This window comes from Lysinibacillus canaveralius, assembly GCF_047301505.1.
Taxonomy (GTDB): Bacteria; Bacillota; Bacilli; order Bacillales_A; family Planococcaceae; genus Lysinibacillus_B.
Map to the genome: position 1 here is coordinate 3,946,212 of NZ_CP154840.1, position 23,004 is coordinate 3,969,215.

The 23,004-nt window shown below is 42.5% G+C and carries 20 protein-coding genes; 6 read left to right on the forward strand and 14 right to left on the reverse strand.

What is annotated here, in order from left to right:
• Nucleotides 1–113 precede the first annotated feature (113 nt).
• Nucleotides 114–1,028, reverse strand: a complete 915-nt coding sequence (locus tag AA0Y26_RS19960) for a diacylglycerol kinase (RefSeq protein ID WP_413363763.1) — start codon at nucleotides 1,026–1,028, stop codon at nucleotides 114–116.
• Between the two features lie 329 nt (nucleotides 1,029–1,357).
• Between AA0Y26_RS19960 and AA0Y26_RS19965 the strand changes: the two genes are divergently transcribed.
• From AA0Y26_RS19965 to AA0Y26_RS19985, 5 genes are all read left to right on the forward strand, one after another.
• Nucleotides 1,358–2,998, forward strand: a complete 1,641-nt coding sequence (locus tag AA0Y26_RS19965; RefSeq protein ID WP_413363764.1) for a peptide ABC transporter substrate-binding protein — start codon at nucleotides 1,358–1,360, stop codon at nucleotides 2,996–2,998.
• Between the two features lie 106 nt (nucleotides 2,999–3,104).
• Nucleotides 3,105–4,034, forward strand: a complete 930-nt coding sequence (locus tag AA0Y26_RS19970) for an ABC transporter permease (RefSeq protein ID WP_413363766.1) — start codon at nucleotides 3,105–3,107, stop codon at nucleotides 4,032–4,034.
• A complete protein-coding gene (locus tag AA0Y26_RS19975) occupies nucleotides 4,034–4,969 on the forward strand; it encodes an ABC transporter permease (RefSeq protein ID WP_413363768.1) in 936 nt (311 codons plus the stop codon). Before AA0Y26_RS19970 ends, AA0Y26_RS19975 begins: the two co-directional genes overlap by 1 nt.
• A 15-nt stretch (nucleotides 4,970–4,984) precedes the next feature.
• A complete protein-coding gene (locus tag AA0Y26_RS19980) occupies nucleotides 4,985–6,031 on the forward strand; it encodes an ABC transporter ATP-binding protein (RefSeq protein WP_413363769.1) in 1,047 nt (348 codons plus the stop codon).
• A gap of 2 nt (nucleotides 6,032–6,033) precedes the next feature.
• Nucleotides 6,034–6,945, forward strand: coding sequence for an ABC transporter ATP-binding protein (locus AA0Y26_RS19985; RefSeq protein ID WP_413363770.1), 912 nt, complete (start codon nucleotides 6,034–6,036; stop codon nucleotides 6,943–6,945).
• A 117-nt stretch (nucleotides 6,946–7,062) separates the two neighbouring features.
• Here AA0Y26_RS19985 and AA0Y26_RS19990 read toward each other — a convergent pair whose 3' ends face one another.
• From AA0Y26_RS19990 to AA0Y26_RS20040, 11 genes are all read right to left on the reverse strand, one after another.
• Entirely contained in the window at nucleotides 7,063–7,617 is a 555-nt protein-coding gene (locus AA0Y26_RS19990) for a thioredoxin family protein (protein WP_413363771.1), read from the reverse strand.
• A gap of 103 nt (nucleotides 7,618–7,720) precedes the next feature.
• On the reverse strand, nucleotides 7,721–9,148 hold the full coding sequence (gatB, locus tag AA0Y26_RS19995; RefSeq protein WP_413363772.1) for an Asp-tRNA(Asn)/Glu-tRNA(Gln) amidotransferase subunit GatB: 1,428 nt from the start codon (nucleotides 9,146–9,148) through the stop codon (nucleotides 7,721–7,723).
• A 2-nt stretch (nucleotides 9,149–9,150) separates the two neighbouring features.
• Complete coding sequence (gene gatA / locus AA0Y26_RS20000) at nucleotides 9,151–10,614, reverse strand: Asp-tRNA(Asn)/Glu-tRNA(Gln) amidotransferase subunit GatA (RefSeq protein WP_413363773.1); 1,464 nt, start codon at nucleotides 10,612–10,614, stop codon at nucleotides 9,151–9,153.
• 22 nt (nucleotides 10,615–10,636) lie between these two features.
• On the reverse strand, nucleotides 10,637–10,927 hold the full coding sequence (gene gatC, locus AA0Y26_RS20005; protein WP_413363774.1) for an Asp-tRNA(Asn)/Glu-tRNA(Gln) amidotransferase subunit GatC: 291 nt from the start codon (nucleotides 10,925–10,927) through the stop codon (nucleotides 10,637–10,639).
• A gap of 229 nt (nucleotides 10,928–11,156) precedes the next feature.
• Nucleotides 11,157–12,326: a CamS family sex pheromone protein gene (locus tag AA0Y26_RS20010; protein WP_413363775.1), complete on the reverse strand. Its 1,170-nt coding sequence runs from the start codon at nucleotides 12,324–12,326 to the stop codon at nucleotides 11,157–11,159.
• A gap of 15 nt (nucleotides 12,327–12,341) precedes the next feature.
• A complete protein-coding gene (gene ligA, locus AA0Y26_RS20015) occupies nucleotides 12,342–14,342 on the reverse strand; it encodes an NAD-dependent DNA ligase LigA (protein ID WP_413363776.1) in 2,001 nt (666 codons plus the stop codon).
• A gap of 12 nt (nucleotides 14,343–14,354) precedes the next feature.
• Nucleotides 14,355–16,610: a DNA helicase PcrA gene (gene pcrA, locus AA0Y26_RS20020; protein WP_413363777.1), complete on the reverse strand. Its 2,256-nt coding sequence runs from the start codon at nucleotides 16,608–16,610 to the stop codon at nucleotides 14,355–14,357.
• A 39-nt stretch (nucleotides 16,611–16,649) separates the two neighbouring features.
• On the reverse strand, nucleotides 16,650–17,342 hold the full coding sequence (locus AA0Y26_RS20025) for a heptaprenylglyceryl phosphate synthase (RefSeq protein WP_413363779.1): 693 nt from the start codon (nucleotides 17,340–17,342) through the stop codon (nucleotides 16,650–16,652).
• A gap of 168 nt (nucleotides 17,343–17,510) precedes the next feature.
• Complete coding sequence (locus tag AA0Y26_RS20030) at nucleotides 17,511–17,831, reverse strand: YerC/YecD family TrpR-related protein (RefSeq protein ID WP_413363780.1); 321 nt, start codon at nucleotides 17,829–17,831, stop codon at nucleotides 17,511–17,513.
• A gap of 19 nt (nucleotides 17,832–17,850) precedes the next feature.
• Complete coding sequence (locus AA0Y26_RS20035) at nucleotides 17,851–18,885, reverse strand: DUF3048 domain-containing protein (RefSeq protein WP_413363781.1); 1,035 nt, start codon at nucleotides 18,883–18,885, stop codon at nucleotides 17,851–17,853.
• Nucleotides 18,886–18,902: 17 nt separating this feature from the next.
• Entirely contained in the window at nucleotides 18,903–20,633 is a 1,731-nt protein-coding gene (locus AA0Y26_RS20040) for an adenine deaminase C-terminal domain-containing protein (RefSeq protein ID WP_413363782.1), read from the reverse strand.
• A 161-nt stretch (nucleotides 20,634–20,794) separates the two neighbouring features.
• Here AA0Y26_RS20040 and AA0Y26_RS20045 point away from each other — a divergent pair, with 161 nt between their 5' ends.
• The gene (locus tag AA0Y26_RS20045) at nucleotides 20,795–21,028 is read left to right on the forward strand and encodes a YgaP-like transmembrane domain (RefSeq protein ID WP_413363783.1); all 234 of its coding nucleotides are present in this window, start codon (nucleotides 20,795–20,797) and stop codon (nucleotides 21,026–21,028) included.
• A 345-nt stretch (nucleotides 21,029–21,373) separates the two neighbouring features.
• Here AA0Y26_RS20045 and purD read toward each other — a convergent pair whose 3' ends face one another.
• Both purD and AA0Y26_RS20055 read right to left on the reverse strand, forming a co-directional pair.
• On the reverse strand, nucleotides 21,374–22,624 hold the full coding sequence (purD, locus tag AA0Y26_RS20050) for a phosphoribosylamine--glycine ligase (protein WP_413363784.1): 1,251 nt from the start codon (nucleotides 22,622–22,624) through the stop codon (nucleotides 21,374–21,376).
• Between the two features lie 60 nt (nucleotides 22,625–22,684).
• Complete coding sequence (locus tag AA0Y26_RS20055; protein WP_413363785.1) at nucleotides 22,685–22,918, reverse strand: hypothetical protein; 234 nt, start codon at nucleotides 22,916–22,918, stop codon at nucleotides 22,685–22,687.
• Between the last annotated feature and the right edge of the window lie 86 nt (nucleotides 22,919–23,004).

The following is a 23,004-nucleotide window of genomic DNA, read 5'->3' on the forward strand; positions in this document are numbered from 1 at the left end:
GCCCCCTTATTTCAATTCTTCTATTGTAGCATGCACATAACAAATTGCATTCTAAAACAACTTTTAGGCACACAAAAAGCTTGAGGAGCATTTATGCCCCCCAAGCCGCTTAATTAAACCCGGTCAATATCCCGTATTTCATCAATCGGTACAAATACTTCAATATGACGCATTAAGTTAATAAATTCAGCAGGCGCATCTCCGCCATATTCCCCGTCCAGATTTAAATGAACCTCTCCACTCGTCATCACCTTTACACGTTTCGCCTTGCGGTAGATGATTCGCGGATCCTTTAAATGCTCACCACGTGCTGCAAGTGAAATCACTCTAGCAAATTCCGGTAAGGAGCATTCCTCTAAAGCCATCACAGTAAAATAACCATCATTAATCGATGCATCCGGTGCAATCCGCTCAAAACCGCCGACTGAATTTGTCAGCGCGCACAGGAACATCATTTTATTACCGTCAAATACCTCATCATCCACTTCCAGACGCATATGTGTCGCCTTGATCGAAGGAATCATTTCAATTCCTTTAATATAATAGGCAACCGGTCCAAGAATCGTTTTCATCTTACTTGTAACTTCATATGTCAGTTCCGTTAAACGGCCGCCAGCAGCAATATTAATGAAATACTTTTCATTATTCATTAATCCAACGTCCACTGGTATTGTATCGCCCTTGATGATGATATCAATTGCTTCATCAATTTTTCGGGGAATGTGTACAGCCCGCGCAAAGTCGTTCGTTGTTCCCATTGGTATTAACCCAAGTTTCGGACGATTGTCGCACTGGCTGATACCAGCCACTACTTCATTCAAAGTACCGTCCCCGCCAACCGCAATGACGATATCATAGCCGCGCTCTACTGCTGTGATTGCTGCCTGCGTGGCGTCTCCTGCTCCGGTAGTCGCATGGCAAGAAGCTTCATATCCCGCAATTTCAAGCTTCTCCAATACTTCCGGCAAATGTTTTTTAAATAGTTCTCGACCCGATGTTGGGTTATATATAATTCTAGCTCTTTTCATTTTTTACTCATCCCACATGAATTTTTTTGTTATAAAGTAAACGCTTTAATTCTTCTTAAGGTTTCTTTCCTCTTACATCCATTCATTATAACCTAAAGCCTTATAAAATTTCACTTATTTACTAAATACATTATACCGATTATCACCCGATCAATATCACAGGTTTTTACATAAAAGGGTTTTTTTCTGCATAAAACCAAAACATCTATGTAAATTATTATACTCGAATTCAAAATTTCGTATTTATTAATTATAAATTTTCTGATATATTTGTAATGCATCACATTTATCAGAAAATTGATTAAAGACAAAAAAAGGGGGTTTTTAGAATGAAATTGAATAAATTTCTTATGTTATTCATGGTGCTGGCGTTAGCCGCTGTACTTGCAGCATGTAATAGCGACGACTCAACAGACAAAGATTCTGATTCATCAAATGATTCTGGAGAATCAGCAGGAGGCGGCGAATTAAACCTATTGGTTACTTCTGAGCCACCATCTTTACACCCAGGACTTGCTACTGATACAACATCAAGTGCGATCCTTCAAAATATTTTCGAAGGATTAATGAGCCGTAAAGACGGAGAGCTAATCGAAGGTGCTGCTCAAGAATACAAAATAAGTGATGACTTCTTGACTTATACGTTTACACTACGTGATGCAAAATGGTCAAATGGTGATCCAGTAACATCTGAAGATTTCAAATACTCATGGTTATGGACATTAAACCCAGAAAACGCTTCTGAGTATGCTTCAATCCTTTACCCAATTAAAGGTGCAAAGGCTTACAATTCAGGAGAAGGTTCTGCTGAAGAGGTGGGCATCAGCACACCTGACGAAAAAACAATCGAGGTTACATTAGAAATGCCGACAGAATACTTCTTAGAGCTAACGGCTTTCAAAACAATGTCTCCTATTCACAAAGCTACTCAAGAAGCTAACCCAACATGGTACAGCGAAGCTGACACTATCGTATCTAACGGTCCTTACAAATTGACTGAGTGGGTACACAGCGGCAACATGGTTCTTGAGAAATCTGAAAACTATTGGGATGCTGATAACGTATCTGTTGATACAGTAAACATCGCAATGGTTGAATCTGAAGCAACACAAATTACAATGTTTGATAATGACGAAGTTGACTACTTGGGACCTCCATACGGAAGTATCTCACTTGATGCAATCGACCGCCTGAAAGCAGACGGTTCACTAAACATCGTTGATAAAACTGGTGTTTACGTTTACAAATTCAATACAACAGATGAAGTAATGTCAAACGCTAATATTCGTAAAGCGCTTACTTATGCAATCGATCGTAATGCTTTAGTAGAAAACATTACAAAAGGTGAGCAAAAGCCTGCATTAGGCCTTGTTCCTAACACTGTAGAAGGTTTCGGTGATGATGAAGGCTACTATAAAGATGCTGATTATGAAACAGCAAAAGAACTATTAGCAGCAGGCTTAAAAGAGCTTGGTATGTCAGATCCATCTGAACTGACTGTATCTCTTTCTTATAATACAAGTGAAGCCCATGCAGCGGTTGCTCAATTCGTTCAACAAGGCTGGACAAAAGAATTAGGTATCAATGTAAAGCTTGATAACTCAGAATGGCAAGTTTATTTAGACAAATTAACAAGCCTTGATTTCCAAGCAGCTCGTATGGGTTGGATCGCTGACTACAACGATGCATATACATTCTTAGAGCAATACGATACTGCATCAAATGGTAACAATGATACTGGATGGGAAAATCCTAAATATGCGGAGCTGTTAACACAATCAAATGCTGAAACAGATTCTGCAGCTCGTCTAGATTTATTATTACAAGCAGAGGCAATCTTAATGGATGAAATGCCAATCGCACCAATTTACTTCTATACTGACCAATTCGTGAAGAAAGACTACGTATCAGGTATGGAATCAGATTCACTAGGTAATATTCAATTGAAATACGTTAAAGTTGAAAAATAATACCTTGTAATTTAATGAAAAGGCTGCTTAAATCGGTTCTCGGTTTCAAGCAGCCTTTCATAGTATAAAGAAATATTCAAAATAGTTAGAAAAGGAGGCCGGTCCATTGCTTGGTTATATTTTTAAACGTCTTGTTTACATCGTCATTGCAATGTACTTAATTATCACTGCTACATTCTTCTTAATGCAATTAGCCCCTGGTAGCCCTTTTGCAAGTGAAAAAAACTTTCCACCGGCAATCGAGGAACAATTAAATGCTAAATATGGATTGGATAATCCATGGTATATACAGTATAAAGATTATTTAGTCTCAACGTTGAGCTTTGATTTTGGTGAATCTATGAAATATAAAGGTCGTTCTACAAACGACATTATTGCAGAAAGCTTCCCAGTTTCCGTGGCACTCGGTGTTCAAGCCATGATCCTAGCAATTGGAATAGGTATTTTCTTGGGAGTTATTTCAGCGCTTTACCATAATAAATTTCCTGACTATGTGTCGACTGTAGTTGCAATATTAGGGATTTCTGTACCATCGTTCATTCTTGCCGGACTGTTCCAGTACTATTTATCCTTTAAGGCTGGATGGTTCCCTGTAAGTGGATGGAAAGGGTTCTCCTATACACTCTTGCCTTCAGTTGCAATAGCCCTTACACATGCCGGCTTTATCGCAAAGCTTACTCGTTCGAGCATGCTGGAACAAACAAATAGCGATTACGTTAAGCTTGCCCGTGCGAAAGGAATCGGCAAATGGACGGTTGTAGTGAAACACAGTCTGCGTAATGCGCTCTTGCCGGTTATCACATATTTAGGACCTTTATCTGCCGGGGTTATCACTGGTAGCTTTATCATTGAACAAATCTTTGCTATCCCAGGACTGGGACGCCATTTCGTTACGTCCATCACAAACCGTGATTATACAGTCATCATGGGAACAACTGTGTTCTATTCTATCATTCTATTATTTGCGGTGTTGATCGTTGATATTTTATATGGTGTTATTGATCCACGTATTAAATTGAAAGGAGCGAAAAAATAATGATGCAAACAGAACAGAAGACAGAGAATTTATCACCAGACATGTTCAACGTTGTCGGTGGCCGTTTTGATGAATCAGACAAGCTTGCTAAAAAGCAAGTGTCCTTCTGGAAAGAAGTATTTTATCGCTTCTCTCACAATAAATTGGCGTTAGTCGGTATGGTTTTGCTTATTCTGATTGGTGGAATGGCGATTTTCGCACCAATGGTTTCGCAATATAGCTATGAACAAAACGTAGGATTATATAATTCGGCTCCATCTGCTACCCATTGGTTTGGTACCGATGACCTTGCCCGTGATGTCTTCGTCCGTGTTTGGGAAGGTGCCCGCATCTCCCTATTTATCGGTTTGACTGCTGCTGTCATCGATTTAATCATCGGTGTACTTTGGGGTTCTATTGCTGGCCTTGCAGGCGGACGTGTCGACAATATTATGATGCGTATCGCAGACGTTCTTACTGCCATTCCGTATTTATTGGTAGTAATCATTCTTCTAGTTGTTATGGAGCCTGGTTTATTCCCTATGATCATTGCCTTGTCCATTACAGGCTGGGTCAATATGGCTCGTATTGTTCGAGGAGAAGTATTATCTATTAAAAACCAAGAGTACGTACTAGCTGCTCGTACATTAGGGGCAAACAAATGGCACTTAATTAAACGCCACTTAATCCCAAATGCACTAGGTGCTATTTTAGTAACAATGACATTGACAATTCCAAGTGCTATCTTTACAGAATCATTTTTAAGTTATTTAGGTCTTGGCGTACAAGCCCCAATGGCAAGTTGGGGAACGATGGCTTCTGAAGGATTTAAAGCTATGCTTTCCGCTCCTTGGCGTCTATTCTTCCCTGCCCTGTTTATCTCATTAACGATTTTCGCGTTCAATGCAGTTGGGGATGGCCTTCGTGATGCACTGGATCCGAAACTACGTAAATAAAAGAGGGTGTACGATATGAAAAAGAAAGTTTTAGAAGTAAAAGACCTGCGTATCAATTTCAAAACGTACGCCGGGGAAGTAAAAGCCGTTCGCGGTGTAAACTTTGAGCTTTATGAAGGCGAAACATTAGCCATCGTAGGTGAATCTGGTTCAGGTAAGTCTGTCACAAGTAATGCGCTGATGAAGTTAATTCCACAGCCGCCGGGCATTTATGCTGGTGGAGAAATTCTATTTGGCGGTCGTGATCTTGTGCAATTGACTGAAAAGGAAATGATGTCTGTTCGTGGTAACGATATCGCGATGATTTTCCAAGATCCAATGACAGCGCTTAACCCGACAATGCGAATTGGCTACCAAATTACAGAGGTATTGCTGAAACATAAAAAGACTGGCTCACGTTCTGAGGCAAAAGAACGTGCCATCCAGCTATTAGATCAAGTAGGGATTCCATTCCCGGAAAAGCGTTTCCGTGCTTATCCGCATGAATTATCAGGCGGTATGCGTCAACGTGTCGTGATTGCCATTGCTCTGGCAGCTAATCCAAAACTATTAATTGCCGATGAGCCAACAACGGCGCTTGACGTAACAATCCAAGCGCAAATTTTGGAGCTAATGAAAGAGATTCAAAAGAAATCAAATACATCGATTATTTTCATTACCCACGATCTGGGTGTTGTAGCGAATATAGCAGATCGAGTAGCCGTTATGTATGCTGGACAAATTGTCGAGTATGGTACAGTGAATGATATCTTCTATAATCCAAAGCATCCGTATACATGGGGTCTGCTCGGTTCTATGCCTGACTTGGATAATAACTCCAATGAGCTGTTACGTGCTATCCCAGGGTCACCGCCAAACTTAATTGACCCTCCTATCGGAGATGCATTTGCACCTCGTAATGAATATGCACTGGCAATTGACTATGAAAAAGAGCCGCCAATGTTCCAGATTTCTGATACGCATTACGCAAAAACATGGCTACTGCATCCGGATGCGCCAAAGATTCCGCTCCCTGAAGCGGTTGCCCGTCGCATCGAAGGCTATCAACAAGGAGGCGAATGACAGTGGCGAATAAAATTTTAGAAGTAAAAGGACTTAAACAATATTTCGGTACAAAAAAAGCACCGATTAAAGCGATCGACGGTATCAGCTTTGATGTATACGAGGGCGAAACACTAGGACTTGTAGGAGAATCGGGCTGTGGTAAATCCACAACTGGACGTTCCATCATCCGTCTCTACGATATTACGGAAGGCCAAATTTTCTTCAATGGGAAAAATATTACGGAATATAAATCACGTAAAGACCTTCTTCAATTTAACCGGGAGATGCAAATGATTTTCCAGGATCCATACGCTTCGTTGAATCCTCGTATGACAGCTGGTGAAGTCATTGCAGAAGCCTTCGATATTCATGGCCTTTATAAAAACAAAAAAGAACGCCAGGAAAAGATCGGTTCCTTATTGGAATCCGTTGGTTTAAATCGTGAGCACGCAAACCGTTATGCCCATGAGTTCTCAGGTGGTCAGCGTCAGCGGATCGGTATTGCCCGTGCACTTAGTCTTGATCCGAGCTTCATTATTGCTGATGAACCGATTTCAGCACTTGACGTATCGATTCAGGCACAGGTAGTTAACCTATTGAAGGAACTACAAAAAGAACGTGGACTGACATATCTATTTATCGCCCATGACTTATCAATGGTTAAATATATCAGTGATCGCATCGCTGTTATGTACCGTGGGAAGATTGTAGAGCTTGGTGAAGCGGATGAAATTTATAATAATCCAATCCACCCATACACAAAATCACTTCTTTCAGCTGTTCCACAGCCAAACCCGGCGTATGAACGCAAACGTGTGCGTATTCCTTATAAGCATGAAGAGAATAAGGAAGATGCAAAAGTAATTGAAGCAAAGCCTGGTCACTTTGTATACGGATCAGACGACCAAGTAAAACGCTGGATGTCTTCATAAATTGAAAGAGGACGGGCTCATCGAATGATGAGCTCGCCCTCTTTTTTAATGTAAATAACTATCGCTTTGAGAGTTGTCGAAGTATCCAGGTATTTACACTGTGCGTATGTGTTTTTGTTAGATTGCCTTTTCTACTGTTTGTTTGAAGCTATTATACACATATGTCCAGAATGTTGGATCCTCCACATATTGCTTGCGCATGTTTGTATACATGTCTCGCTGCGCTTGTTCAAAATCAGCAGATTCCTTGTCTGGCAGCTGTGCACGGCTATTCATCACGAACTCCTGCAGCTCAGGTGCACGCGGTCCCCATTTCGCTATAAGGTCCCCCGACTCATTCAATAACAAGTAAATCGGAATACCACGGCCTCCATTCGTTAAATGGCGGTCAATTAAATCTGTATCCGCATCACGTAAGACAGCACGCATGTCCAGTCCAGCAGCTTCTGCTGTTTTACGGATAATTGGGTTATTAAGCATTGCATCTCCGCACCAATCTTCCGTAATCACAAGAATATGAAGTCCGCTTTCTCTTAATTTAGATATAAATTCATCATTCGGTACTTCAAAAGCATGATAAATTGCAAAGCTTTCTTCCTTCAGCTGCGTCATATCATCCATATACTGCTCGATTAAAATAGCATCTTCAAAATATTGTTGTTCTGTTTTCAACTATAATCGCCCCTTCTTTTCACAAGATTTATATACTCTTATTGTATACCAAAAGAATGTAAAAAAGACAGCAGCGAATCTCTCGCCACTGTCTTCCTGTATATTATCGTTTGTTGATTTCTTCTAAAAGAATTTCATTTGTTAACTGCGGGTTAGCTTGTCCTTTAGAAGCCTTCATGATTTGTCCAAGAAGTGCTTTAAGCGCACGGTCTTTTCCGCCTTTGAAGTCTTCTACTGATTTCGGATCATTGTCTAATACCGTTGTTACAAATCCACGGACAACTTCTGGATCAGAGATTTGAACTAATCCTTTTTCTTTGACGATTTTCGCAGCGTCTCCGCCATTTGTTACAAGTTCAGTGAATACTTTTTTGGCAATCTTAGAAGAGATTGTGCCATCAGAAATTAATTTCACCATACCTGCAAGGTTTTCAGGAGTCAGCGCTGTCTCGCCGATGTCTTTTTGCTCTGCATTCAGATAAGCAGAAACATCACCCATCAGCCAGTTTGCTGAAAGCTTCGCGTCTGCTCCCTCTTTTACCATCGCATCAAAGAAATCCGAAATCTCTTTGTTTACAACAAGTACTGCAGCATCGTAAGCTGTCATACCAAGCTCTGTTTCGTAACGTGCTTTACGCGCGTCTGGCAGCTCAGGAATTGATTGGCGAACGCCTTCTACCCATTCATCACTGATAGAAAGGCGGACTAAATCCGGCTCTGGGAAGTAGCGGTAGTCGTCTGTTCCCTCTTTTACACGCATCAGGATTGTTTTACCTGTCTTCTCGTCGAAGCGGCGAGTTTCCTGTTCGATAACACCGCCTGCACGTAAAACTTCTGCCTGGCGTACTTCTTCATGCTCAAGGCCTTTACGTACATAGTTAAAGGAGTTAAGGTTTTTCAGCTCTGTTTTTGTACCGAATTCTTCTCTACCGTATGGACGGATCGAGATATTCGCATCACAGCGAAGAGAACCTTCTTCCATTTTACAATCAGAAACACCTGTATATTGGATGATTGATTTTAACTTTTCAAGGTAGGCATATGCTTCGTTCGGTGTACGGATGTCCGGCTCCGATACGATTTCTACTAGAGGAGTACCTTGACGGTTGAAGTCTACTAATGAGTAGCCGTCAGCATGTGTTAATTTGCCCGCATCTTCTTCCATGTGAAGGCGTGTAATGCCGATACGTTTTTTATAGCCGTCTACTTCGATTTCAATCCAGCCGTTTTTACCGATTGGTTTATCAAATTGTGAAATTTGATAAGCTTTCGGATTGTCCGGGTAGAAGTAGTTTTTACGGTCAAATTTTGTTTCCTGTTCGATTTCCATATTCAAAGCAAGTGCTGCTTTCATTGCGAAATCAACGACATTTTTATTAAGAACCGGCAGAACGCCTGGATAACCTAAGTCAATAACAGAAGTGTTCGTGTTTGGCTCTGCACCGAAGTGGTTAGGTGAGCTTGAGAAAATTTTAGAGTCTGTTTTCAGCTCTACGTGGACTTCTAAACCAATAACCGTTTCAAAGTTCATAATTATTTACCCTCCCAAATTTGAGGAGTTTTTGTATGGAAATCCGTCGCCTTTTCATATGCATAGGCAGTACGGTAAATTGTTTCCTCGTCAAAGTGTTTACCGATAATTTGCAGTCCAAGCGGCAGATCACCATCAAATCCACAAGGAATAGAAATAGCCGGAACGCCTGCCAAGTTGATAGGAATCGTTAAAATATCATTTACATACATCGTCATCGGGTCATCGATATTTTGTCCGATTTGGAACGCTGCAGTCGGTGCAGTCGGTCCAACAATGACATCGTACTCTTCGAAGATTTTATCGTAGTCTTGTTTAATCAATGTACGAGCCTGCTGTGCTTTTTTATAGTAAGCGTCGTATGTACCAGCACTTAATGAATAAGTACCAAGCATAATACGGCGTTTTACTTCATCACCGAAGCCCTGTGCACGTGTCTCTTTATAAAGCTCCATCAAGTTTTTTACACCTTCTGCGCGGAACCCGTAGCGGATGCCGTCAAAGCGGGAAAGATTTGAAGAAGCTTCAGAAGATGAAAGAATATAGTAAGCAGCAAGCGCGTATTTCGAATGAGGAAGTGACACTTCTTCTACTGTAGCGCCTAATCCTTTCAATACTTCCAGCGCATCAAGAACAGATTGACGTGCTGCTTCTTGTACACCCTCTGCTAGGAATTCTTTTGGCACAGCAATTTTAAGACCTTTAATATCGCCGTTTAACGCTGCTGCATAGTTCGGTACAGGAACATCTGCAGAAGTAGAATCGTTAGCATCTACACCGGCAATTGCTTCTAGCAGCAATGCATTGTCGCGTACATTACGTGTAATTGGACCGATTTGGTCAAGTGAAGATGCAAATGCTACAAGACCAAAACGTGATACACGGCCATATGTCGGCTTCATACCAACAACTCCGCAGTATGCTGCCGGCTGGCGGATAGATCCGCCTGTATCCGAACCAAGAGAGAATGGTACTTCCCCTGCTGCTACTGCTGCTGCAGATGCACCTGAGGAACCGCCTGGTACACGGTTAAGATCCCAAGGATTTTTTGTTGTTTTATATGCTGAGTTTTCATTTGAAGAACCCATTGCAAATTCATCCATATTTAATTTCCCGATTGTTACCATGCCTGCTTCACGCAGCTTTTTTACAACCGTTGCATCATAGATCGGCATGAAGCCTTCTAGAATTTTAGAAGCACATGTTGTTTCCAATCCTTCAGTTACAATGTTGTCTTTTACACCAATCGGAAGACCAAATAGTGGTCCACGCTCTTCGAATGGTACTTTATCCAATTCAGCAGCTTCTGCTGTTGCTTGCTCTTTATTTAGCGCTAAAAACGCTTGTACATCGCCGTCTAGATTTTCTACACGGTCAAATGCTTCTTTTGTCAAATCAGCGATTGTCAATTCGCCGTTATGTAGGCTTTCTTGCAGTTCTTTCGCTGAACGCTCAAATAATGTCATGCGGGGCGCCTCCTTTATATGATTAGTCTAAAATAGATGGTACTTTCACTTGTCCATCTTCTTGTTCTTTTACGTTCAACATCATTTTTTCGCGCGGTAAGCCTTGTCCAGCTACATCCTCGCGCATAACATTCACAAGAGGTAATACATGTGATGTCGGTTCTACATTCGTTGTATCAAGCTCATTTAGCTGTTCAGCAAATTCCGTAATCTTCCCTAGCTGGTCAGCAAATTTTTCCGCTTCTTCCTCTGTAATTGCAAGGCGTGCTAAGTGTGCCACGTGCTTTACTTCTTCTTTTGTTAGTTTCGCCATTTTTACACCTCCGGATCAAGAAAATTTCCTACCTTTTTTCGAGTATATCGGGCTTAATAAAGGTAACCATGCCCATAATGATACCATTTTTGATTTTAAAAATCACAACTTTGTTTAAAATTACCGAAACTACTCCAATTGTTGGTCTAACAGTTGCTGTTTCGCGGTTTCATGTAGGAAAGGAGCTGCTCAACGGCCATGAGACAGCTCCTTGCAATCAAATCAGCAATTACTCATAAATGTGGACAAACGGCTCTTCCTCATTTGCCTCTTTTTTAATGAGAGCTTCAGCTCCATTTGAGGACGTGATACTTACTGTGATTTGTACATCACTTGGCAGATTCTTCAGCATGACGCCTGTCAGATACTGTGTGAAACCAATGATTTCAGCAGTTCCATAGAATTGGATCGGCACCTCGATTTCAAGACTTGATAACCGGTTATCCTGATAGAAACCTTCCCCGATTACACTTGTGAAGTTTGAGAAGTATTCATCGATATCCTGCTTAAATTTTTGGAAATCGGTGTTTAACTCACGGTAAATATCCTCCGGCGAGGACATCGGCAATGTAACATACTCTTCATTGATTTTTGTCCAGTCTCCTAAATTAGAGGAATTTGCTTCAGCAACGCTATAGGCAAAATATGTTCCAGGAACAATAGCGTTTCTCGCTTTTTGCTTGAACAGCCCGATAACAATCGGTACATCTGCTAGTTCCGAGCGTTGGCGCAGCCGATTCACTATTTCCTGGGCCATCTCTTTTCCTATCTTTTCAAGCTTAGCATCGTCAATCTTTTCCTCATAGTATTCACCGTATTGCTCTTTTTGATAATAGTAAATTGAATTTAATGCTAAACCGATGGAAATACCGCCAAGTTTAACTTTATCTTCCCCGGACTTCGTTAAATAGTTTTGCTCTACTAAATGTGCTAAATAGACGGGCGCCTCTTTTGCCTTTGTCGTCGGATCCAGCTCTTTACCGCTTGCGTCCAGACTAGACGGGTTCAGGCCTTTATATTCAGGCCCTTTATCAGTTGTTTGATTTTCTCGAGCCAGCCAATAACGCACCATATCTTCGGAGAGATACTGCCCCTCCTGGAAATAGTAATCATCCGTATTGAATTCCTGCTGGGAAAGACGCATCAAACCCGTCTCCACTTCCTTCATATCATACTTTGTATGGATATTTGAAACGACTAGGCCTCGACTGGAACTTTCTTTATATGGAATTAACGTTTTATAATAGTTATCGCTTAATGCAAGATTAGGAATAATCGTCATCTCAGCTTCTTCTTGGTCAGATTCCTGTACGACTTCCTCTTCAGGGCTGATGGATGGTGTACAGCCTGCTAGTACTGCAGCCGCTACGATTGCTGAAAGCCAGCGAAATCGCTTCATGATAGGTAAACCCCTTTACTGTGGTAAATTTTCGATTAGACGGTTTTCATCCCAAATTTCTATGCCCAGACTTTGTGCTTTTTCAAGCTTAGAGCCGGCATCCTCACCTGCGACGACAAGATCTGTCTTCTTGCTGACAGAGCCTGCTACAGATCCGCCCAACTCTTCTATTTTCGCCTTAGCTTCATTACGTGTCAATTGGGCAAGTTTTCCTGTCAGAACGATTGTCTTGCCGGCAAACGGGTTTGCCCCTGCTTCGACGATGACCTTCTTGCCTTTATATGTCATATTAACACCGACGTCCTTTAAGCGGGCAATCAGTGTCTGCACTTCTTCAGTTGCAAAATAAGAGACAATTGAGTCAGCCATTTTTTCACCGATTTCATGAATGTTTGTCAGCTCCTCGACTTTTGCCTCCATTAAGGCATCCATTGTTTCATATTCCGCCGCCAGGATTTTCGCCGCCTTCTCCCCTACATGGCGGATACCCAGGCCAAATAATAGGCGCTCTAGAGAGTTGCTTTTCGACTTTTCGAGTGCTTCCACTAGGTTGGTAGCTGATTTTACTCCCATGCGTTCGAGCTGCACAAGCTGTTCTACCGTCAGAAGATAAAGGTCTGCCACGTTTGCGATATACTGCTCACGCAACAGCTGCTCCACCACTTTTTCCCCTAGACCATCTACATTCATCGCGTTACGGGAAACAAAGTGCTTGATTCCCTCTGCGATTTGAGCAGGACACGCTGGATTTACACAGCGCAGTGCTACCTCGCCTTCGATTCGAATTAATTCACTCTCACAGGCAATACAATGCTTCGGCATCTCAAACGGAACCGCCTCTTCCGGACGCTCCGCTGCAATTACCCCTACTACTTCCGGGATGATATCTCCTGCCTTACGGACAATGACTGTATCATGGATGCGGATATCCTTTTCACGGATAAGATCTTCATTATGAAGAGATGCGCGACTTACTGTCGTACCTGCTACCTGAACCGGCGCTAAAATGGCAGTTGGAGTAATAACCCCTGTACGGCCAACCGTCAGCTCGATATCAAGGAGCTTTGTTGTCACCTCTTCAGCAGGGAACTTATAAGCAATCGCCCAGCGAGGACTCTTTGCTGTATATCCCAGTTCATCCTGCTGCGCATAGCGGTTCACCTTAATGACAATGCCATCGATTTCATATGATAAATTTGGTCTTGCTTCCGTCCACTTAGTAATGAACGCCAGTACCTCTTCAATTGTTCCACACGTTTGGCGCTCACGGTTTGAGACGAACCCGAGGCTCTCCAAATAATCCAGCATCTCTCCATGTGAATCTACACCGTATGCTTCGCCGTCGCCGCCAATTCCATAGATGAATACGGCTAAATTCCGGCTTGCCGCAATACGGGGATCCAGCTGCCGCAAAGAACCTGCCGCTGCATTACGCGGGTTGGCAAATAGCTCCTTACCCTCTTCGGCGCGCGCCTCATTAAGACTGGCAAAGGACTTTTTCGGCATATATGCTTCGCCTCGTACTTCGATTGTTACAGGTTCCTTTAGGCGTAGAGGAATTGAACGTATCGTTCTTAAGTTTGCCGTAATGTCTTCTCCAACAGTCCCATCACCGCGTGTAGCTCCCTGTGCGAACCTGCCCTCTTCATACCGTAAGGAAATTGCCAGCCCGTCAATTTTCAGCTCGCATACATAGGAAAAATTGTTGCCAATTGACTGGCGGATTTTCCGGTCAAAATCCCGTAAATCTTCTTCATTAAAAGCATTTGAAAGGCTGAGCATCGGGTATTCATGTGTAACCTTTTGGAAGCCTTCAAGTGCCATACCGCCTACACGCTGTGTAGGTGAATCGGGATAGATCAAGGAAGGATTCGCCTCCTCTAGGGCAATAAGTTCCTCCATTAACCGGTCATATGTTGAATCCGGTACAATCGGTTTATCCAAAACATAATAGGCATAGCCGTATCCATGTAACAATTCATTTAATTCAGCAATGCGTTGTTCAATTTCGTTCATACAGTACCTCCATTACACCTTCGTAATCGGTGCCAAGTTTGCAAGCAGCTTTTTAATACCTGCATTCGGAAACGCGACCTTTAATTCAAGCTCATTGCCTTCTCCACTAACATTTACAACCATTCCTGTACCAAATGCTTTATGTTCTACCTTATCGCCGATTTTCCAATCAAGTGCAGCCGCACCTGTTGGTTTTGGTCTTGTGACAGGTGGTGTTTTTTGGACGGCCCCTTGTGTACGTGCATACGGAGCTCGATCATAGCTATTGCGACTCGCGCCGAATGGCAGAGATTGTGAGCGATTTCCAGCCTTTGAAACGTGCTCTAAAATTTCTGGCGAGATTTCATTAATGAAGCGTGAAGGAGTATTATAGCTCGACCGTCCGAAAATCGTTCGTGATTGTGCACATGTTAAATACAATCGTTCTTCTGCGCGCGTTGTTCCTACATATGCTAACCGGCGTTCTTCTTCCATTTCCTCTGGGCTTTCCAAAGAACGTGAATGCGGGAAAATGTTCTCCTCCATTCCGATGATAAATACAACCGGGAATTCTAGCCCCTTTGCAGAGTGCATGGTCATTAAAACGATAGAGCCTTCTTCTTCTGACGATCCATTATTCATCGAATCAATATCCGCGATGAGTGCTAAATCCGTTAGGAAGGCGATAAGCGATTGGTCTTCGCTCCGCTCCTCGAATGCTTGTGTAACGGTTAGAAACTCTTCAATATTTTCTAGTCGGCTTTCCGCTTCAATCGATTTTTCATTTTGTAGCATTGCCCGATAGCCAGAGCGTTCGATTACTTCTTCCACCAGCTCCGTCACTGTCAATTCTTCTTGACGAGCTGACAAATCTGAAATCATCGCATAAAACTGTTCCGCGGAAGAAGCCGCCTTTCCAGACAGACCAATGAATAGAAGCTCTTGCATGGCATCGAAAATAGAACGATCCCGCTCAATAGCATAACGCGCAATTTTTTCAAAAGAAGTTGCACCAATACTTCGTTTCGGTTCATTAATAATACGTGCTAAAGATAGATCATCGTCATTGTTCGCAATCAAGCGAAGATAGGCGAGGAGATCCTTAATTTCCTTACGGTCATAGAACTTCGTACCTCCGACGATTTGATAGCTCATATTCGATTTGACAAGGACTTCCTCCATTACACGAGACTGGGCGTTTGTCCGGTACAGAATAGCAAAGTCTCCAGGCTTGCGTCCTTCTTTTTGCATCAGCTGCTGGATTGTCTGAGCCACGAACTGTGCCTCTTCCTGCTCGTTATATGCCTTGTAATGGACAATTTTTTCGCCCTCGGGGTTGTCCGTCCGAAGCACCTTTGGATAGCGGCTTTCATTGTTTTCAATAATACTGTTCGCAGCATGCAGAATACGTTGTGTGGAGCGGTAATTCTGCTCCAGCATGATTACTTTTGCATCCCGGTAATCTTTTTCGAAAGATAAAATATTCGTGATATCTGCACCGCGCCAACGATAAATTGACTGATCCGAATCCCCTACAACGCAAATATTACGGAATTTGCGTGCTAACAATTTCACAAGCAGATACTGGGTCTTGTTTGTATCCTGATATTCATCCACATGGATGTACTGAAATTTATGCTGGTAGTATTCTAATACATCCGGCGCCTCTTCAAACAAGCGGATTGTCATCATGATTAGGTCGTCAAAGTCCAGCGAGGAGTTCAGCTTCAGCCGTTTCGTATAACCCTCGTATACCTGGGCAACTATTTTTTCGAATGGATTACGTTCATTCATGTTAGTCTTAAAGCCTTCGACTGTAATACCTTCATTTTTTGCAGAACTGATAGCGTTTAAAATCGCCCGCGGCTCATAACGCTTAGGGTCAATATTATATTCCTTCATCAGATTTTTCACGACCGTCAGCTGGTCACTCGAATCCAAAATGGAAAAGCTCTTTGAGTAGCCCAAGCGGTCGATATTACGACGAAGGATACGGACGCACATCGAGTGAAAGGTAGATACCCACATACTTTCACAAGTTCCGTTTCCTAGAATACCGTCAATACGGTCCCGCATTTCACGTGCTGCTTTATTCGTAAATGTAATAGCTAGAATTTTCGAAGGATATACTTCTTTTTCTACTACTAGATAAGCAATGCGGTGCGTTAGTACACGTGTCTTTCCTGAGCCTGCGCCTGCCATGATTAATAACGGTCCTTCTGTCGTCTGCACCGCTTCTTTTTGCTGTGGGTTCATCCCTGCTAGTAAATTCTTTGATAGTTGTTCCATACTGCACCGCCCTTTCACAAACATTTGTTCCTATTCTTTTTATAACATAACCGACTTTACAGCTTCAACTGTTTTCAGGGCTGCCTGTAAATCGTCATAAATAATATTACCGACAACAACCGTATCTGCTGCACCGGCCATTTCAGCAGCCTGCTCCACAGAGGTAATACCGCCTCCGTAGAATAGCTTCGTTTCCTCAAGAACTTCCTTCACCGAGCCCACTAGTGCTGCATCTCCGTATGTGCCGCTATATTCCATATAAAAAATAGGAAGTTTAAAGTATTTTTCCGCCATTCGTGCATAGGCAATCACATCGTCCTCTGATAAATTTGTGTTTGCTCCTGTTACCTGCGCTACCTTGCAGTCTGGATTCAGCACACAATATCCTTCCGCCACTAACTCTTCCCATACCATAATATCGCCAAATTCCTTGATTGCCTGATGATGCAGGTCCTTCACCCATTTTGTATCATGGCTATTCAGCACCGAGGGAATAAAATAATAATCATAGCCCGGTGTTACAGACTCCAAATTGGAAATCTCCAGCGCAATCGGCACGGAAAAACGGCGTACGCGCACTAGAATATCAAGTACATTATCAAGCGTTACGCCGTCCGTCCCCCCGACTAAAATAACATCTGTCCCCGATTCACATACCAGCTCCAGATCCTCATCTGAGATTTCCTTAGCCGGGTCAATTTTAAACACATGCCTCCATTGTAAGTAGTCCATCTATTTCCCACCTATTTTTAAAATATTTTTGTCTCTAGTATAGCAAAGAAAAAGTAAAAAACTGAGCAGCAAGCCGCCCAGCTTTGAGATGCAGCCGAAGCGTCAGTTCCATACCAGCTGCATATAACTTATTTTTATCGAATCAGCAGATTTTGCTGGATGGCAAAATTACTTCGTACGATCTTGAAACGGTTTTTCATCCGGATATAAACGTCCAAGCATTTCATCATACGTGTCATTTCCATAATCGAAGCAACGGCGTACGCGAGAAATTGTTGCAGTGGAGGCACCCGTTTCTTTTTTGATTGTTTCATATGTTTTCTTCAGGCGTAATAAATGCGCCACTTCAAAACGTTGTGCCAAAGATTGGATTTCACTGATTGTACATAAGTCATCAAAAAACTTATAGCACTCCTCCATGTCTTTCAGCTCCAACACTGCTTTAAATAATTGGTCTGTTTGATGCCCACGAATTTTTTCGATTTGCATACTCTCACCCTTCCTTAAATCATTCGGAATACGTTACACTTGCAGCAATTCCCGGCGATGCTGGAACAAAATGAATCCATGTTTGCCCTGGGACAAGCAACACATCACTACCGTCGCTCTCAATTGCTACAAGCAAGCCGTCTCTATTTTCCCATTTCACTTCACGGAGCATGCCTTGCTGTGCAATATAAGCTACGCCGCCTGATGTAATATCAATATCTCTTCTGCCTTCATTATCGATGATACGATGTGCCATCTCAAAAAACAGCACATTTGATAGCTGTACCGGCTCACCTGTCAGATGATCCACCGTCAGCTCACCAGCTGAAGCTCGTGTATAGAGATTATCTTTTGCATTATATGTGTAGTTACTATTAAAGGCACTATTACTATAGTTCATAGACACTTCATTCGCCTTTGTTCCTATTTTAACACTATCTAGGTCCTCATAAAACGAATATAACACTTTTTTCTGGTAAAGTAACGAAGCTCCTACCTTTTCAGCCGCAGCAGTTACATTTTCACCTGACATATAGGAATTATGTGGTGCCTTTCTTTCACTCGATCTTTGGAAAAGTGTTCCATCATAATTCATCCCATTAATATTGTCAGCCACTCCGCTTGTCAGCATGCTTTTTGCTTCCGGGCTGTAGCCATGAGCAATATAGAATGCATCCAGACCCTTTGCCATGTCTACAAAATAGGAGCGCGCACTTCGAATTGGTCCGAGATTCGTTGGAATTTCTGACTGATATAATGCTAAAAAGCGCGTTACATCTCCCTCTGCAAGCATTTCATATACGACATCCGCATAAGCAATGCCAGATTGCGGGCGGGCATCCGGGTGGTTATTAATCGTTACTAAAATTGGACGTCGCTGCGGCTCCTCCGCAACCTTTTCGCCTGTAAAAGGAGTTGTATATGGTAACTCCTCTACCGCCTCCTCAGCTTCGGGCTCGGCTGATACCGGCTTCACTTCATTTGCTGTATCCTTGTTGCAGGCTGCTAACAGTAACGCTGAACACATGACAAACAACACTCTCTTTTTAACCATTTTCTTTATCCCCTTTTCTAGCGCATCACAGAAGGCAGCATCACAGTATTCTTCATGACATCAAAAATTCCCCGCGGTGTAACACGAATATATGGTAGATGTGTAGACTGTAAGAATAAAAGCGTGTAAATAGCATCTGTATGATGGTAGCCTCGTTCACGCAGCGCCTCTTTTAAGGCAATCTCTTTTTCTATTAAATGCTCGACTTTCCCATCGTACATTCCTCCTGCGATTGGAAGTGGCAAACTTGCTGCAATTTCCCCGTCCTCCACTAGCACAATACCGCCGCGCATGCTCTTTAATTCTCGGAAAGCACATTTCATGTCACGGATGCTTTTGCCGATTAAAATGATATCGCCTGTATTAGAGTAGGAGGAGGCAAAACCTTTGACATGTGTGTCAAAGCCTTTAATCATTGTATTGACACGCCATTTCCCATTACGGTCGACAAGCATTAGGTAGCTCTCATCTTTCCCTAATGGCAGCTCTCTTTTATGCGCTGGTATTTTAGCACTGAACGGTTTAGTGATTACATCATTGACAAGTTCCATCCCGATTGGCATTGAGAATTGGAAATCGTCTTCTCGCAGATCAAATTGAAGGTCCAGCTCTCCTAATCCAGACCAATCGATTGCTGGGAAATCGTAAACCTGCTCTCCATCTTTTTTCAGCCAAATCCCTTTTGACAGTACCGATTCCGGCTGTGGTGTAAATTCATCCTTTAAGATATTTAGCGTGGCATATCTTCCGGTTGCCACCATGCCATGCAGGCTTGCCATGTTATAGTAACGCGCTACATTATAGCTTACCATCTGGTAAGCATCAATTGGTTCTACCCCTGCATCCAGCGCTACCTGAATGCACTTGTCCATTACTCCATCTTGATAAAAGGCAGGTGTTGCTCCGTCTGTCGTCATCATTAAATGATCAAAAATATTTAATTTCTTTTCTAAAATTCCCTTTAAAAGATTTGGTAAGTCAGGACGGATAGAAGAATGACGAAGCGTTACTTTAATACCGTGCTGAATCCGTTTTACCACTTCATCAGCTGTCATTGCCTCATGGTCGCCATCCGCTCCAAGTAAGCGCATTTTCACCAGCGTTCTTTCTGAAGCTCCCGGGAAATGCCCTTCTATTTTCTTGCCTTTATGCTTAGCAGCCTGAATCCAATACAGCATTTGGTCATCTCCACGCAGAAGACGAGGCCATCCCGTTAACTCTCCGCCAAGCAGTACATCTGGTCTGTCCAGCCATTCAAGTACAGATTCAGTAGAGAAAAACTCTTCCTCATGTTCAATTTCTGTCTGGGAATCAAACCGAGCCCACCAATAAAATGCAAATGGCAGCTGATTTAATTGATCTATAAGTGAAAACGCTTTCTTATTTTTAGATAATAAAACAAGAGTCATGTTGTCTGATAAAAATGCTGTTGTTCCTCTTTGTGCCGCATACTCGGCAAAAGAACTAGGATTGTACAACTGATAAGGATGTACATGCGGTTCAATATAGCCGGGCACAATGGTCTTACCTGCCACGTCCAGGATTTCTGCGCCTTCTATATTTGCCGGCATTTCCTCTCCTACATAGACAATACGATCTTTAACAATCCATATATTTCCTGTCATCCATTGCTTAAACATACTATGCAAATAACGTGCATTTTTCAAAACCAGGCTAGGCGCTGATTTTCCATCAATCGCTGCTACCTGTTCGCGAATGTTTTTTATCTTCCACTTAATTTCAGGCATATCGTACACCCCTTTCAAATTCTCTTCCAGTATAGCGCCTTCCAGTCAGCACATACTACAAGTGCTTTTTAGCTGGATAGACGATTTTATCGTAACATAGCACTTTCATAAAGCAAAGTACTTCGAAGGGATTATTTTACTTTTTTGAAGGAGGTGATTTTATGCTATCGGAAAACATTTCTGAACAAAATGGATTTATTCGTATGATATGCGGTATAACCCTTGTATCATTTGGCACGGCGCGTATTTCACGTAACCCCAACTGCCTGATCGGAAAATTGATGATTATCGGCGGAGCCATGAAAGTTGCAGAAGGCTATTATCAGTATTGCCCAGTAACAGCTATGGTAGTCGATGATGAGGATTATGGCTATGAGGATGATATGATGAATTAAGAAACAGTTAAAAGAAGAGCATGATTTGCAGGGAATCTTTCTTCTATATTATTGATCATATCAAATGCTGCATGGGGACCCCATGCAGCTCAGCCTGTTGACAATCGCTTTCATCCAGCGTTGCTTGCCTCGCTCGTCCACTCATGAACTTAGGTTCTATTCGTGTCTTCGCTCGTCGTCGCGCCTTGTCTGGCAAGCGTTTTCAAGACAGGCTGGGTAGAGCCTAGCTGAAAAACGTAAAAACAAATCAAAAAAAGACTTTGTTTTCACTCTTTGCTGCATGGGGAACCCATGCAGCTTTGTTTTATCTCTTGGTCATTCATCCATTGTGTAAAGTCTTTAATGTTACTGGAAGGTACGCCAGCCAATATCTTTACGGAAGAAGAATTTGTCCCATTCTTTCTTACCAAGTTCCGCGTATACTTTTTCCTGTGCTTCCTTTAAGGAATCAGCTTTGGCTGCAACAAGCAGTACACGGCCACCGTTCCCTACAAATCGGCCATTCATTTGCTTTGTTCCTGCATGGTATATAGGCAGCTCGATATCCGCTAGCTCGGGCAGAGGGTTCCCCTTTTCTACATCACCCGGATAACCCTCAGCAGCTACAACTACACCTAGCATTGCTTCATTATGCCACTGTAGATCAAAGTACGTCTCTTCCATCAAGGCTTTCATGAATAAACCAAAGTCAGAGGACATGCGCGGCAGTACCACCTGTGTTTCAGGATCACCAAAACGAGCGTTAAATTCAATAACTTTTGGTCCTTTTGAAGTCAAAATTAGTCCTGCATAAAGGATGCCCGTAAATGATGCACCTTCCTCCTCCATCGCCTTCACTGTAGGCTCAACGACTTCAATATAAGCTCGGGATATCATTTCCTGCGGTATTTGCGGTACTGGTGAATAAGCACCCATACCTCCTGTATTTGGACCTTCATCACCATCATAAGCACGTTTATGGTCTTGAGCGATAACCATCGGATAGATTTGTCCTTTATGTACAAAGGACATAAATGAAAATTCTTCCCCTTCTAGAAACTCTTCAATGACAACACGTGATGAAGAGTCACCGAAGCGTTGATTGCCAATCATATCATTAACAGCTTCAATTGCTTCCTCTTCTGTCATCGCTACGATAACGCCCTTACCTGCAGCCAGTCCGTCTGCTTTTACGACGATTGGTGCTCCCTGCTCCTTAATGTAAGCAATAGCAGGCTCCGCTTCCGTGAATGTGTCATAAGCAGCTGTCGGGATATTGTATTTTTTCATCATTTCCTTTGCATATGATTTTGAACCTTCAATTTGGGCCGCGGCTTTCGTCGGGCCAAAAATTGACAATCCTTCTGCTTGGAAATAGTCCACAATCCCTGCTGCAAGCGGTTGTTCAGGTCCAACAAATGTCAGATCAATTGCCTGTTCCTTTGCAAATGCCGCTAATTCTTTAAAATTCATCGCATCGATTCCGATAATTTCTGCATCACTTTTCATACCGTCATTCCCCGGTGCTGCGAATACCTTCTCCACTGATGGCGCATCGCTGAACTGCTTTGCGATGGCATGCTCACGGCCACCGCTTCCTATTACAAGAACTTTCATGAACAAACCCTCCTGAAACTCTAATTTTTTGTATAAAAAAAACGCCCGCCTTATCTAGAATTAAGCGAGCGTTTTGCATCCTACAATAACCATCCCATAATCGTACCCGACCAGAATAGTCATATTAAATGCGCTATTGTACAGATGCCGCCTTTCTATCTCCCCCGACCAAAGTGAAGACATACTGGGCTGTACATTTTTATTGGCAACATGTCCGGCCAAGGCCATGTGCCCTGCTGCTTTCTTCTTCCGGCCAGAAAGAAGAGAACAGCTTTTTTCAAACGCTTCTGCCATTATCCGGCCAGAATAACGGCGAAACATTATTCTATTATATCTTGCAAGATACAAAGACACTACCCTTTTTTATCAAAATGCCAAAG